This is a genomic window from Trichlorobacter sp. (assembly GCF_034008105.1).
Lineage (GTDB): Bacteria > Desulfobacterota > Desulfuromonadia > Geobacterales > Pseudopelobacteraceae > Trichlorobacter.
On the sequence record NZ_JAVEPN010000002.1, the window covers coordinates 18,842 to 31,608 of the forward strand.

At 62.0% G+C, this 12,767-nt stretch carries 13 protein-coding genes; all 13 read right to left on the reverse strand.

Features of this window, described 5'->3' with window-relative positions:
* Positions 1-48 precede the first annotated feature (48 nt).
* From RBQ93_RS01690 to recJ, 13 genes are read right to left on the reverse strand one after another with little or no spacing between them, the layout of a single operon-like run.
* Positions 49-1,440: a lipid biosynthesis B12-binding/radical SAM protein gene (locus RBQ93_RS01690; RefSeq protein WP_320370269.1), complete on the reverse strand. Its 1,392-nt coding sequence runs from the start codon at positions 1,438-1,440 to the stop codon at positions 49-51.
* Positions 1,437-1,865 (reverse strand): acyl-CoA thioesterase, encoded by a 429-nt coding sequence (locus RBQ93_RS01695; protein WP_320370270.1) that lies wholly within the window; start codon positions 1,863-1,865, stop codon positions 1,437-1,439. The genes RBQ93_RS01690 and RBQ93_RS01695 overlap by 4 nt, the downstream gene beginning before the upstream one ends.
* The gene (locus RBQ93_RS01700) at positions 1,862-2,707 is read right to left on the reverse strand and encodes an ACP S-malonyltransferase (RefSeq protein ID WP_320370271.1); all 846 of its coding nucleotides are present in this window, start codon (positions 2,705-2,707) and stop codon (positions 1,862-1,864) included. The genes RBQ93_RS01695 and RBQ93_RS01700 overlap by 4 nt, the downstream gene beginning before the upstream one ends.
* Entirely contained in the window at positions 2,704-3,984 is a 1,281-nt protein-coding gene (locus RBQ93_RS01705; protein ID WP_320370272.1) for a B12-binding domain-containing radical SAM protein, read from the reverse strand. Before RBQ93_RS01705 ends, RBQ93_RS01700 begins: the two co-directional genes overlap by 4 nt.
* The gene (locus tag RBQ93_RS01710) at positions 3,981-5,267 is read right to left on the reverse strand and encodes a B12-binding domain-containing radical SAM protein (RefSeq protein ID WP_320370273.1); all 1,287 of its coding nucleotides are present in this window, start codon (positions 5,265-5,267) and stop codon (positions 3,981-3,983) included. The genes RBQ93_RS01705 and RBQ93_RS01710 overlap by 4 nt, the downstream gene beginning before the upstream one ends.
* Positions 5,268-5,293: 26 nt before the next feature.
* Positions 5,294-5,539 (reverse strand): phosphopantetheine-binding protein, encoded by a 246-nt coding sequence (locus RBQ93_RS01715; RefSeq protein WP_320370274.1) that lies wholly within the window; start codon positions 5,537-5,539, stop codon positions 5,294-5,296.
* A 3-nt stretch (positions 5,540-5,542) separates the two neighbouring features.
* On the reverse strand, positions 5,543-6,433 hold the full coding sequence (locus tag RBQ93_RS01720) for a lysophospholipid acyltransferase family protein (RefSeq protein WP_320370275.1): 891 nt from the start codon (positions 6,431-6,433) through the stop codon (positions 5,543-5,545).
* Positions 6,434-6,438: 5 nt separating this feature from the next.
* Positions 6,439-7,815, reverse strand: coding sequence for a radical SAM protein (locus RBQ93_RS01725; RefSeq protein ID WP_320370276.1), 1,377 nt, complete (start codon positions 7,813-7,815; stop codon positions 6,439-6,441).
* 11 nt (positions 7,816-7,826) lie between these two features.
* Positions 7,827-8,489, reverse strand: a complete 663-nt coding sequence (locus tag RBQ93_RS01730) for a glycosyltransferase family 2 protein (protein ID WP_320370277.1) — start codon at positions 8,487-8,489, stop codon at positions 7,827-7,829.
* Entirely contained in the window at positions 8,471-9,328 is an 858-nt protein-coding gene (locus tag RBQ93_RS01735; RefSeq protein ID WP_320370278.1) for a polysaccharide deacetylase family protein, read from the reverse strand. The genes RBQ93_RS01730 and RBQ93_RS01735 overlap by 19 nt, the downstream gene beginning before the upstream one ends.
* Before the next feature lie 32 nt (positions 9,329-9,360).
* Entirely contained in the window at positions 9,361-10,146 is a 786-nt protein-coding gene (gene cas6, locus RBQ93_RS01740) for a CRISPR system precrRNA processing endoribonuclease RAMP protein Cas6 (RefSeq protein ID WP_320370279.1), read from the reverse strand.
* Between the two features lie 4 nt (positions 10,147-10,150).
* Positions 10,151-11,050, reverse strand: coding sequence for a cation diffusion facilitator family transporter (locus tag RBQ93_RS01745; protein WP_320370280.1), 900 nt, complete (start codon positions 11,048-11,050; stop codon positions 10,151-10,153).
* Positions 11,040-12,758, reverse strand: coding sequence for a single-stranded-DNA-specific exonuclease RecJ (recJ, locus tag RBQ93_RS01750; protein ID WP_320370281.1), 1,719 nt, complete (start codon positions 12,756-12,758; stop codon positions 11,040-11,042). The genes RBQ93_RS01745 and recJ overlap by 11 nt, the downstream gene beginning before the upstream one ends.
* Positions 12,759-12,767: the final 9 nt, after the last annotated feature.

Genomic DNA, 12,767 nt, shown 5'->3' on the forward strand with positions numbered 1-12,767 from the left:
CCCCCCGGGGAAAAGTGAACCGATAGTATACGTGTTAGAGCTGTCGCGTCAACTGGCGGCTGCCAGCGGATGCTGGTGGCTGCGCCCCAGTCGCTTGATCATCTTCCACAAGGGACCACGCACCTTGAAGATCCGCATCGCCTCCAGCATGGCAGGACTGACGTTGACCTCCAGCCCCGGCACGATCCAGTTTTTACGCTGCATCGCCTCACTCGTCACCAGCTCGGCCAGCCGCTCACCGATGGCAGGCGCCAGGTAAAAAACCGGCTGCACCAGATCGGTTTCAGCGGTGATGATGCCCTCGGCCAGGGCCGTCTGCGCCAGCTGTGTGCCAGGGTAGATCCGGATGCCGGTCATGGCGATCACGGCAGTGGGGGCCAGTTCGTCCATCAGCCCGAAGCTCTCCAGCACGGTCTGCTCGGTCTCCCCCGGGCCGCCAAACAGCATATAGTGGGCAAAATCCAGACCGGCGGCCTTACAGAGCTGCGAGGCTGTACGCACCTGCTCGACGCTGAACGATTTACCCAGGTTGTGCAGCATGGCCGGCGAGCCGGATTCGGTGCCGAACTCAACTGCGTCGCAGCCGGCCTGTTGCATCAGCTCCAATAATTCCGGGGTAATAAAGCCGGGGTTGATGAAGGCCGACCAGTTGACCTTGAGCCCAGCCGTGATCATCGCCTGGCACAGCTGCTCGGCAAACCGGGGCGGATAGTTGAAGATATCATCCACAAAGTAGACGTAATCCACGGCGTGGTCAGTCACCAGCCCCTGCAGTTCTGCAATGATCTCGGCCACCGGACGCAGCCGCATCCGCTGCCCTTCCAGGAGCGGATAGGTACAATAGACACAACTGAAGGGACAGCCCCGCTTGGTCTGCAGGTTGGCCATGCCCCCTTCCTTCAGGTAGCGGGCCACATCAAACAGCTGGCGATCAGGGCTGCCGATGGTCTCCAGCGGCAGCGGCGGCAGAAAGGTCGCTCTGCCCGGCAGCACCACCCCCGGCAGCGCTGCCGGATCACCGCCCGTGCCGAGGCAGTCCAGCAGACGAGGTAACAGCTGCTCCCCCTCCCCCACCAGGCCGTAATCGGCACCACAGTGGGCCAGAATCTCCACCGGCATCAACGAATAGCCGGAACCGCCCAGAATCACCGTAGCCTTACCCCTGCAGGCCGCCACCACCTCGCGCAGCGCATCCAGATAGCTGACACTGCCGGGCCAGGTGACATTATCCAGGTTGCGCAACGAGATCACCACCGCGTCGGGTTGCTGATCGGCCAGGGCCGCCGTGACGGCTTCATGGGGATCAGCCTCGAAACAGAGGTCCAGAGCGGCCAGCTGATGGCCGGCCTGTGTAAGGGGTTCGGCCAGGAAGGCCAGTCCGATCGGAAAGACCGGATAGGGCGACCGTTCGCGGTTGGCCGAGATCAGCAGTAGCTTCATGACGCCTCCCCTCGAGCCCAGCGCTGCAGGGCAACCACCCGCTCTGCCACCGGCTCCGGTAAACGGAACTGCAGCGTACCGTCAAGATCGGTCAGGGCGTGCACGGTCCGACCGCTGGCCAGACGACTGCCGTCAGGGGCAATAATCTCACTGCTGAAGATCAGCTGGGCTGTTTCGCAGGGTTCCAGGGTCGTACGGATGGTAAGGGAATCATTGCAGCGGGCCGGGCGCAGGTATTTCAGATCAAGCTGTACCACCGGTCCCAGGAAGCCCAGCTCGACCAGCTGGAACGGATCCAGCCCGAAGCGACGGGCCAGGGCCATCCTGCCGATCTCCAACCAGCCCACATAATGGCCGTGCCAGGCCACCTGGTAGGCATCCACCTCGTTAAAGCGTACGGTGATGGTTGTCTCATCCCAGGTCATACTGCCGCCTCCGTATCGATCCAGCGGTTAAATTTGGTCAGGGCCTGGCCGCTGCCCACCTCGATGCAGCGATCAAAGCCGGTGGCCCGCAACTGCCGCCAGGTCCACTCCCAATAGACCGGCTGCAGCAACTCATCCACCACAAAGGTTGGTATGCGCTCGGCAGTCAGCCGGGTTTGGGTGACATGCTCCACCAGCGGAATAGACGGTTCCTGAAAACGGTAGTCTGCCACGATGGTGGTCAGCTGATCACTGATCGCTGCCAGCAGGGGGGTGTGCAACGGCGCCTCGCAGGGGAACTGGCTGACCGAAAAGGCGCCGGTGGCCCGACAGGCGGAAAGCGCGGCCTCAATCCCTGCAGCTGGGCCGGCCAGCAGGAAGTGGCTGGAGGTGTTGTAGTTGGCAACAAATACACCTGCCTCAGCAGCGGCCTGCTCAACGGCAGCCTGCCCGATACCGATGGCGCAACCCAGGGCGTACTGCTGTTGAGCGCCCATGGCGGCCATACAGCCACCGATCCGGCAGGCCAATTCAAGGGCATCGCCCTCGTCAATGCTGCCGCTGGCCGCCAAGGCAGCGTAGAGGCCGAGTGAATGTTCCGCAATCAGATCGGGCTGCACACCCTCACGACGCAGGCGCCGGGCCCGGTACAACGACAGGGCCACCCCATACAACTGCAGCATGGTGTGCGGGCTGAGCACAGCTCCAGCCACCGCCTGGTGGTTGATCAGGTCATAGCCGCAGCGCTCACGGCACAGACGGTCAATGGCCAACAGGTCGTTGTCCTCCGGCAGCAGCGTCTCGCGCTGTAACGGTTGCCCCGGAAACAGCCAGAGGATCATGGCGCCTTTTTCTCCTGTCCGTAAATGCCGCCGCGACGGAGGATGTTGTACAACAGGTTGACCCCCTTGCCGGGGCTCTGCATGACACGGCCGGCTATGGCCGGCCAACGGTAGGCCTCACGCCGCGCATCATGCCAGCCCTGGTACAGGCGCTCAGGTGACATCAGTTTGGGGCGATAGACCACTTGGCCGTGGTCATAGCGTTGCCAGTCGGTGTGCAACAACCGCCCTTCCTGTTGGAACTGACTGAATAAAGCGGTGCCCGGATAGGGGGTCAGGATATGGAAGGTGGGCAGACTGACGGCACAGGTCTCCAGGTAGCGAACCGTCCGCTCGAAGATTCCTTCGTCATGGTCGTCAAAGCCGAAGATCACCGAACCCTCCACCACCACACCGGTGTCACGGATCCGCTTGATCAGATCGGCCTGGGGGGTGTTGCCGGCGGTCTTGGGGTGATTGGCGTACTCGCCATCGGCCGATTCGAGGCCCACAAAGATGCCGACACAGCCCGAATCCGCCAGCAGGCGCACCAGATCAGGATCTTCGGCAAAGCGCAGGTTGGCCTGCCCGCCCCATTTGAGCCCCATGCCCACCATGCCTTGCAGGATCGGCTTGGCGCGTTGCGGGTCACCCAGGATGTTGTCGTCCAGGAAGACCATCAGGCCAGGCTTGAAGGTTCTCAATTCTGCCAGCACATCCTCGGGATCGCGGTAGCGGAAGGTGCGGCCAAAATGGGGAGTGACGGTACAGAAAGGACAGTTGTAGGGACAGCCGCGGCTGGCCTGGGTGGTTCTGGTGGTCAGATACTGGCGGGGCTCCAGAAAATCGGTACGCGACCAGGGAATGTTCAGCTGGTTGCCTTCGGGCAGCTGTTGGTAGAAACGCTGCAGCCGCCCCTGCTGCAGATCGTCAAGCAGGCCGGCCCAGACCGGTTCGGCCTCTCCCAGCACCACGCTGTCGGCATGGCCAATCGCCTCATCGGGCAGCACTGTGGGGTGGATCCCCCCCAGCACCACCGGCACACCACGCTCGCGAAAGCGATCGGCGATCTGGTAGGCCCGCACGATCTGGTGGGTCATGGCGGTGATCCCCACCAGGTCGTAATCACCGTTATAATCGATCTGCTCCTGCACCTCATCGGCCAACAACACCTCCCACTCGGGAGGGGTAGCGGCAGCCACCTGCTTGAGCGCCAGAGGGGGCAACTGAAACCGTTTGACCCAGCCCAGCTTGTGGCTGGCCGGATAGACCAGCAGCAGACGCGGCCGGCGGCTCACAGGCTTGGTCGCTTTCTGCGGATGGCCGAGCGGAAGCCGATATTCATCGGCCCAAAGACCTGCACCGAACGGTGCAGTTTGCCGATACGCCGCCAGATGGAGCCCAGCGAGTAGAAGGAACGGCAGATCTGGTCGTAGCCGTCCTGCAGTTCTTGCACGCTCATGCCACGGGGCTCAAAGGTGACATGCTCCATGTCGTAATCCTGCCAGTTGTTGCTGATGATGCGCCCCTCCGCCTCCAGTCGGCGACGAACGGCGGTGCCGGGATAGGGGGTCAGGATCGGGAAGATGGCCGCCTCGAGACGGGCATCTTCACAAAAACGGAGGGTCTGCTCAAACACGGCCGGGGTATCACCGTCGCAGCCCATCACGAAAGAACCGAGGATGCCGATGCCGTGGTCTCGAAACTGCTGGGCATAGGCCTTGAACGAGTCGGCCCGGTTGGTAACCTTGCCCATGGCGGCCAACGACTCCTGGTTCAAGGATTCGAAACCGACAAACATCCCCACACAGCCTGATTCGCCAGCTGCCTTGAGCAGTTCTTGGTCCTCGGCGAAGTCGATCGGGGCATGGGAGAGCCATTTGATCCCCATCCCCTTCATCCCGGCAAACAGCGGCAGGGAGTACTTCCGGTCAGCCACGATGTTGTCATCCACAAAAAAGACAAACGAATTGACCTTGCGCAGCTGTTCAAGCTCGGCCAGCACCTGCTCCACCGGCCGTTTGCGGTACTTGCGGCCATAGAAGGCGGTTACCGAACAGAACTCGCAGTCAAAGGGGCAGCCGCGAGTGGTCTGGATGGTGTTGGTGAAGAAATGACCCGAGCCTTTGAAGATCTCCCTGCGGGCCACCGGGATCAGGCTGGTGTCGATCAGTCCGTCGGCCCGGTAGCTGCGTTGCAACCGCCCGGCCTGAAAATCGGCCAGCAGTTGGGGCCAGGCCAGTTCGCCCTCTCCCACCACGACACTATCCACATGTTGCAACGCCTCATCCGGCAGGTTGCTGGCATGAAAACCGCCCATCACCACCGTCTTGCCCTGGGCCCGAAAGGCGTCGGCCAGCTGATAGGCCCGGGTAGCCTGGGCGGTCATGGCGGTCAGGGCGATCAGATCGGCATCGGTGTCGAAGGGGGTCTGGCGGATGGCGTCATCGTGGAAGGCCACCTCCCACTCGGGAGGAGTCACTGCTGCCAGGGCAGCCAGCGACAGGGTGGGAAACTTGAAGCCGAGTTCACCCCACAACCGTCCTTTGGGCCAGCCTGGCGAGAGAAAGAGAATCTTCATCGAACGTCCCGGACTTATTGACGGTTTTAAGCAATAAAGGCAGCCATGGCGCGAGCCGAGGCAAACACCTTGCTGCCGGTGGCGGCGTCGGGCACCACGACGCCAAACTCCTTCTCCATGGCCACCACCAACTGCAGGGCATCGATGGAATCCAGCCCCAGACCTTCGCCAAACAACGGCGCATCACTGTCAATCTCATCGGGAGACATCCCCTCGATCCGCAGGGCGTCGATGATCATCTGCTTGACCTTGCCAACCAATTCTTCAGACATAGCTTATTCCTTTGCGTGAGTAGTCCAGAACCTAAAAAAATTGTACCACTGGTCGGGATACTGACGGATGTAGTGTTCAAACACCGCCGCCAGGCGAGTCATCCCCTGCTGCACCACCTCCCGGTTGTGGCCGTGGCGGGCAGAAAAAAAGATCGCCTCCTCCATCAGGGTAGCATAGCGCCCATCATCCTCCAGCACCACAAAGACCGGAATCACCGGCGCACCGGTGGCCAGGGCCAGGTGGGCAGCACCGGCCGGCAAAGCGGTGGGACGGCCAAAAAAGGGCACCGTGACGGTATTGGATGAACCGTCGCGGTCGCCGATCAGGCAAACGATCTCATTCCTGCGCAGGGCATTGACCGCCTCGATGATCGCCAGGGGCGAGGTGTCGTCGCGATCCACGTAGATCACGCCGATGCCCCGCTCTTCACGAATCTGCCGCCGTTGCTCGTTGACCTGCTCGTCGGGCTCACGGTAGGTCAGCACATTAACCCGGTAGCCCAGGTCGGCCAGCCCCAGCCCCCCCAACTCCCAGGTACCCAGGTGGGGCGAGATCAGTATCGCGCCGCTACCGGCAGCCAGGGCTGCCTCCAGCGGTTCGGGATTACTGCGGCGACCGATCAGGGCCTGCAGCCGCTCGCCCCGCAGGCGGGACATCAGCACCAGATCACACCAGTTGCGGCAGAACTTGTACATGGAGGACAACAGCAGCAACTCGACCTGCCGACGACCGGTGACCACCCGCAGGTTGTCACGCTGCCCACGCCGCTGACGGCCCGCCAGCAGGTAGGAAAACAGTCCGGCCAGTGCAGCAAAGGGCGGCACCAGCCAGCGGGGCACCAAACGGGTGAATAACGCCAACAGCGCCAGGTTCGACTTGCTGTACAGGGCCATTGTGCTTACTGCTTACCGCTGTTCCGTTGCCGCACCGGATGCTCCTTGAATTCGTCATCCCAGGCTCGATCGGCGATCTCGCCATAGCTACGGGCGTAGTCGTCCATCCGGTCGGCCAGGCTGGTGAAGATCGCATCGGCCCCTTCATGGGTCGGGTAGGCCCCTTCACTCTGGAAGAACTCGCGACCGTAGTCGGGATGATCGATCAGCATACAGGGCCGCAGCAGGTTGTCGTGTTCACCCTGTTTCTCCCGGATCTTGCGGAACAGGGGCGAGCCCAGGGCCTCCTTGAGGCTGGCACGACGGATGTTGTCCACTGCAAAATGGCAGAATACGCAGGGCTCGATGTCGCCATTGGCATTCACATGGATGTATTTACGCCCGCCGGCGATACAGCCGGAGATAATCGGGCCGTCGTTCCAGAAATCAATGAACAGCATCGGACGGGTGGCGCGGAACTCGATCGTGGCGCGCCGCAGGCGGTCGCGTTGCTCCGGGCTGGGCATCAGGTCCGGGTTTGGTTCCCGGCCCACCGGCACATAGGAGAACAACCAGAGGGCAAAGACCCCCTGCTCCAGCAGAAAATCAATGTAGGCCGGGTCGGTGATGATGTCGGTATTCTTACTGGAGTGAGTGAAGGAGCCGCAGAAGGAGAGCCCATTCTCACGCAGCAGCCGCATGGCGTTCAGCACCTTGTTGAAGTGGCCGGCGCCGCGCCGTTCGTCGGTCTCCTGCTGGTAGCCTTCCAGGGAAAAGGCCGGCATCACGTTGCCCACCTCGATCAGCTGCTGCACCAGCCGCTCATCGATCAGGCCGCCATGGGTGAAGACCAGGAAGGCCATGTCGTTGTGCTTCTTGAACAGGTCGAAGATCCCCTGCATGAAGAACGGCTCACCGCCGGAGATCACCGCGAAGTAGATCCCCATCTCCTTCATCTGGGTCAGCACACCATCGATCTCATCCAACGACAGTTCCAGGGCCTTGTTGTAGTCACCGGCGTAGCAGCCGTAGCAGGAAAGGTTGCAGCGCATGGTGACCGAGATAACCACCGTGGAGGGCGGATAGAAACCGTTCTGGTCGGCCCATTCCTTGCGCTTGTTGGTGCCGGACAGGAGGTGGTTGACCGCCAGGTTGGTGATCCATTTGTCACGCTGGTTCGGATGCAACTCACGCAGGATGCGGCGGGGAAACTCGATGGACGGATGCCGCATCTTGATCAGATCACGGACCCAGCGGATGCGCGCCTTGTAGTAATCCTTTTTCGGGATCAACTCCATCAGGTGCGTCATCTTGATCAGGGTATCGTCTGAAGATGAGGTGGCCAGCGACAGCAGATAGGAAACCAGCTTGTCGCGGGTATAGGTTTTCAGTGTTTGCAGCATTCAGGCCCTCGCTACATATAACGCAAAAACGTCATGCAGATATTCCAGGTGTCACGCACCGCCCGATAGTGACTGGTGGCGCGTCCGTCGGCCACTCGGGCCGGCACCGGCAGACAGCCGATACGAAAACCGGCCCGCCAGCATTTCATCAACAGCTCCATCTCCAGGTCATAGCCGTCCTTTTCCAGTTGAACGGCACGCAGCAGGTCGGTCCGGTAGTAACGGAAGCCGGACTGGCTGTCACTGATCTCAAAACCGGTCCGCTTGCGCATACACCAGACACCGAACCGGTTCCAGTGCTTGCGCAGACCTGCCATCTGCTCAAACTGGCTCTGGCGGGAAGCCAGCAGGATACCGAACTGTCCCGCAGCGGCTGCCGCCGCCAGTCTGGGGATTGCAGTCGGGTCATGCTGCCCGTCGGCATCCAGGGTAATGATGCCCGTATAGCCATGGGCCAATGCCCAGTCAAAACCGGTCCGCAGGGCAGCCCCTTTGCCACGGTTGCGATCATGATGCAGCACGGTAACGGCTAACCCCTCCAGGGCAGCGGCCGTGCCGTCTCGGGAACCGTCGTCGACCACCACCAGGGGCAGACCGTGCAACAGACACTCCTCAACCACCGGCCGGAGGGTGGCTGCAGCGTTATAGGCCGGTATCAGGATGCAGTCTGCCACAAGGCCACCTGTTCCCCCAAAGGTCTGAAACTGAAACTGCGCATCAGCGCTGCCAGCCGTCCGGCAGCACTGCTTTGAGGCCCGTAGGTGGCGAATTCCCGCAGCAGGCCAAGCCGCAAGCGGGGGCCATCCGGATCGAGCTCCCGTGGATGCATGAACAGCACTCCCGGTCCGCCTTGACGCTGGTAGACCTGCAGGGTGTGCCTGATCATCGCTAAAGGGAAAAAGCGGAAGCCCCAGCCGCCGCCGGTGGGCAGATTGCCCAGCGGGGTCGACGTCACCAACGGAGGGATCTCCCACAGGGTGCCTGCTGCTGTCTCAATCCGATGCGGCAGGCGGGGACCGGCCGGGTCGCCGATCATGGCCAACGGCGTCAGGCTGCTGTCGTAGCGATACCCCTGCTGCGCCAGTATCTCGAAGGCCCAGGGGATGGTTTGCCTGCTCAACGACCAGCGCGGCGCCCGAAAGCCCCGGGGACGCTGTCCGGTCTGGTGTTCCAGCAGGTCGGCAGTCTGCAGCAGTTCGTCGCCAAACTCCTGCGGCGAAAGCTCCGTCACCAGGCGGTGTGACCAGCCGTGGGACGCCAGTTCATGTCCTGCGGCCACAATCCGGGGCGCCAGTTCAGGGTAACGGCTGGCCACCGAGCCCAATACAAAAAAAGTGCCCCGCACCCCGCAGGAGCGAAGCAGATCAAGTACCAACGATGTCGTATGCAGCACACGCCCCTGGTGGCCGGACCGCTCGCCTGCCGCCTGCTCGGCTCCACAGACATGATACCAGTCCTCAACATCAACCGTTAGGGCATGGGCAACAGTAGCTGGCTGCCGCTCATGAAACATCTTGATTTAATACCTTACCCGTAGTTGTGTTGTCAAGAAAGCGGGCTTATCCGAAAGGCCCCCAGCCCGTAGGAGGCGCCTTTGCCGACATGCAGCAGCCCACCCAGCTCAAGCATCGGCCCCAGTTCGCTGCAGCTGCCCTGTAGATCAAAACTGCCCAACAGCCCACGCGCTCCACGGGGTGCCGGTAGTGGCCGGGCTTCAAGTAAGCGCAGGGCGCCGGCCTGTGACGCCAGCCGGATAAATTGCTCGGGTGCAGCGGCGGTGCCGTAGTAGGCCGTCAGGGCAGATATCCTCCGCAAGACGCCCCGCACGAACCGTTCTGCGACAAAACGGGACAGCTCCCGGCCGTCGGTCACCAGACGCAACGGCGTCAGCAAGGTCACCCGCAGCCGCTGGCAGTCGGCATAACGGGGAGTTGCCAGATCCAGCAGTGCCGCCAGCGAGAGCACTGGCAGTTCAGCTTCGCCATCGGCCTGCAGCTCAATCAGCCCCCCCTGATAATCATAGGCACCAAAGGAGGTGAGTTGCGCAAGACCGGCACGGGCGGCCACCGTTGACAAGACACGGGGCAGCTCAGCAATGGCGGGTCCCAGCAACAGACATTCCAGCTGACCTTCACAGGGCAGTGAAAAGATAAACGGCAGGCTCGGTTTTTGATGGCGCCGCACCAGTTCGGCATCGCTGGAAAGGCTCCGGGTGCAGAGCGAAGACAGGGACTGTTCGAACAGGACGCGCTCGGTGGTGAGAGCATTGGTCAGCTGTTGTGCTGCGGTAGCGGGTAGCGGCATGCTGAGTCTGACGAGGTTCAGGTCCATCGTCTTACAGCCTGATCAGGTCTTCGTGCTCTTCAGCGTGGGGGTTGATATGGATCATGACATCGCCCACATTTTGAAACTGCTCGAATATCTGACGCTTCACCTCGGTGGCCACGTCATGGGACTGTTTGACAGTCATCTGCGGGTCCATCTCCAGCTTGAGGTCGATGATGATGTATTGTCCCGACCGCCGGGCACGGATCTCATGCACCTCTTCAACGTGGGGCACCGCTTCGGCCAGTGCGGTGATCTCCTGGATATACTCGCCATGCACGGTCCCGTCCATCAGGTCATGGCAGGCGCCTAACAGGGTCTGCCAGCCGATATGCAGGATAAACAGCGCGGTGAATCCAGCCGCCAGCGGATCCATGATCCCCCAGCCAAAAAAGGCACCCAGCACGCCGGCCAGGGTGGCGATAGAGGTCAGGGCATCCTTGCGGTGATCCTGCGCAATGGCTAACAGCGACGGACTCTCAAGCTGTGTGCCGGTGGTGGCTGAATAGCGGTACAGCCAGCCTTTGATGACAATGGTTGCAGCGGCTGCCACAACGGCAATCCAGCCGGGCGATCGAAACTCGTGGTGGACGATGGTCTGCATCGCATCGTAGAGAATCCAGACACCGGTAATGCCAATCACCAGCCCTATCAGGAGCGCCGCCAGGGACTCGGCCCGGCCATGACCGTAGGGGTGGTTCTCATCACAGGGTTGCCGGCCAAGCTTGAGAGCAACCATGGTGCTGCCGATAGCCACAAAATCGCAGGCCGATTCAACGCCATCGGCAAAGACCGCATCGGAATTGCCCCAATGGCCGGCAGCCAGCTTCATGGTCATCAGCAGGGCGTTGACCCAGAAGCCGACCTGGATAATCCGTTCAGCCCTATCAAAACGCTCGTCACGCTGCATGGTTCTGCTCCGTTGCTGTAAAATCCTTGACCCGCAGCTGCAGTCGGGCGCGCCCGCCCCAGGTATCGATCTCCGGCATGCCGGCCACGTCGATCAGCTCCGGCAGGTGGCGGCCAGCCATCCGCCAGGCAATGGCGTTGATCTGCTGACGGCCCCGGGCCAGCCGCAACCGGAGATGATCGCTGCCAACCACCTTGCGCTCCAGCACCCGCAGCCCCCTGATGCAGACCACCGGCTCAGGATTGCCGGCCCCAAACGGCGCCAGTCGCTGCAGGTCGTCAACCAGCGTTGTCGTCAGCTCTTCAGGCTCCAGCTCAACATCCAGCAGCAAGCTGGGAACCAGACTCTGCTGATCGAGCCGGCTGGCTGCGGCCTGTTCAAAGGCCTCTATAAAGGCGGCTACCTGCTCAACCTTCAGCGAGACCCCGGCTGCGACGCGATGGCCGCCATAGCGCAGCAAGAGCGGAGCGCACGCATGCAGTGCATCCAGCAGGTGAAAGCCGGAGATGCTGCGACCGGAGCCCTTGGCCGTGCCATCCTCCTGAATCGCCATCAGGATCGTAGGGCGATGATAGCGCTCAACCAGCCGTGAAGCAACGATCCCCACCACGCCGGGGTGCCAGTTCTCAGATGCCAGCACGATACTGTAGCGTCCGTTGACGCCGCCGGACTGTTCCACCAGTTGCACCGCTTCGTCCAGTATGCGCCGTTCTACCGACTGGCGCTCGTTGTTGGCATCGTTCAATTCCTGGGCCAGCCGGTCGGCCAGACTGCGGTCGTCGGTCAACAACAACTCAACCCCCGGCACGGCGCTCTCCAAACGGCCTGCCGCATTCAGGCGCGGGGCCAGCCGAAACCCGACCTGACCAGCCGTAACGTCGCCGCTGATACCGGACACCTGTTTCAGCGCACTGAGGCCGATGCGCGTACCATTCCCCATCCGCTGCAGACCGGATGCCACCAGCAGACGGTTCTGCCCCAGGAGCGGCACCACATCGGCCACGGTCCCCAGGGCCACCAGATCCAGCCACTGGCGCAGATCTGGACCGTTATCACCAAAGGCACCCTGTTCCCGCAACCGGGACCGCAATGCCACCAGCAGGTTGAAGGCCACCCCTACCCCGGCCAGACCCTTGAAGGGATAGGGACAATCGGGACGATGGGGATTAATGACCGCCACCGCCTCGGGCAGGTGCTCCAGCGTCTGGTGATGATCGGTGATGATCAGGTCCAGCCCGATTTCACGACACAGTTGGGCCTCCGCAATACCGGTCACCCCGCAGTCCACACTCACACAGAGCGTTGCGCCCTGGGACCGGATCGCCCGTAACGCCTCGCTGTTCAGTCCGTAGCCGTCATCCATCCGGTGGGGGATGTGGTAGCCGACCCGCAGGCCAAGGGCGGTCAGGCCCGACACCATGAGGGCCGTGGCGGTCACGCCATCCACATCGTAATCGCCGTACACACAGAGCTGTTCCTGCTGGCTACGGGCCGTCAGCAGACGCGTAACCGCTGGATCCATACCGGCCAGCAGAAACGGATCCACCATGCCGGCCAGGGTCGGCGCCAGGAATTCACGTGCCTTGGCCGGGTCATCAAAGCCACGGACAGCCAGCACTCGTGCCGTGGCCGACTGCAGCTGCAACTCTGCCATCAGGGCTGACACAACAGCCGGATCACTTTTTTGTAGTATCCACGAGGTCTGCATAAACAAAAA

What these genes read in the sequence shown, in the direction of transcription:
- RBQ93_RS01690 (WP_320370269.1), bottom strand. Translation starts at nt 1,440, where the DNA reads ATGAAGCTACTGCTGATCTCGGCCAACCGCGAACGGTCGCCCTATCCG.
- RBQ93_RS01695 (WP_320370270.1), bottom strand. Translation starts at nt 1,865, where the DNA reads ATGACCTGGGATGAGACAACCATCACCGTACGCTTTAACGAGGTGGAT.
- RBQ93_RS01700 (WP_320370271.1), bottom strand. Translation starts at nt 2,707, where the DNA reads ATGATCCTCTGGCTGTTTCCGGGGCAACCGTTACAGCGCGAGACGCTG.
- RBQ93_RS01710 (WP_320370273.1), bottom strand. Translation starts at nt 5,267, where the DNA reads ATGAAGATTCTCTTTCTCTCGCCAGGCTGGCCCAAAGGACGGTTGTGG.
- RBQ93_RS01715 (WP_320370274.1), bottom strand. Translation starts at nt 5,539, where the DNA reads ATGTCTGAAGAATTGGTTGGCAAGGTCAAGCAGATGATCATCGACGCC.
- RBQ93_RS01720 (WP_320370275.1), bottom strand. Translation starts at nt 6,433, where the DNA reads ATGGCCCTGTACAGCAAGTCGAACCTGGCGCTGTTGGCGTTATTCACC.
- RBQ93_RS01725 (WP_320370276.1), bottom strand. Translation starts at nt 7,815, where the DNA reads ATGCTGCAAACACTGAAAACCTATACCCGCGACAAGCTGGTTTCCTAT.
- RBQ93_RS01735 (WP_320370278.1), bottom strand. Translation starts at nt 9,328, where the DNA reads ATGTTTCATGAGCGGCAGCCAGCTACTGTTGCCCATGCCCTAACGGTT.
- cas6 (WP_320370279.1), bottom strand. Translation starts at nt 10,146, where the DNA reads ATGGACCTGAACCTCGTCAGACTCAGCATGCCGCTACCCGCTACCGCA.
- RBQ93_RS01745 (WP_320370280.1), bottom strand. Translation starts at nt 11,050, where the DNA reads ATGCAGCGTGACGAGCGTTTTGATAGGGCTGAACGGATTATCCAGGTC.
- recJ (WP_320370281.1), bottom strand. Translation starts at nt 12,758, where the DNA reads ATGCAGACCTCGTGGATACTACAAAAAAGTGATCCGGCTGTTGTGTCA.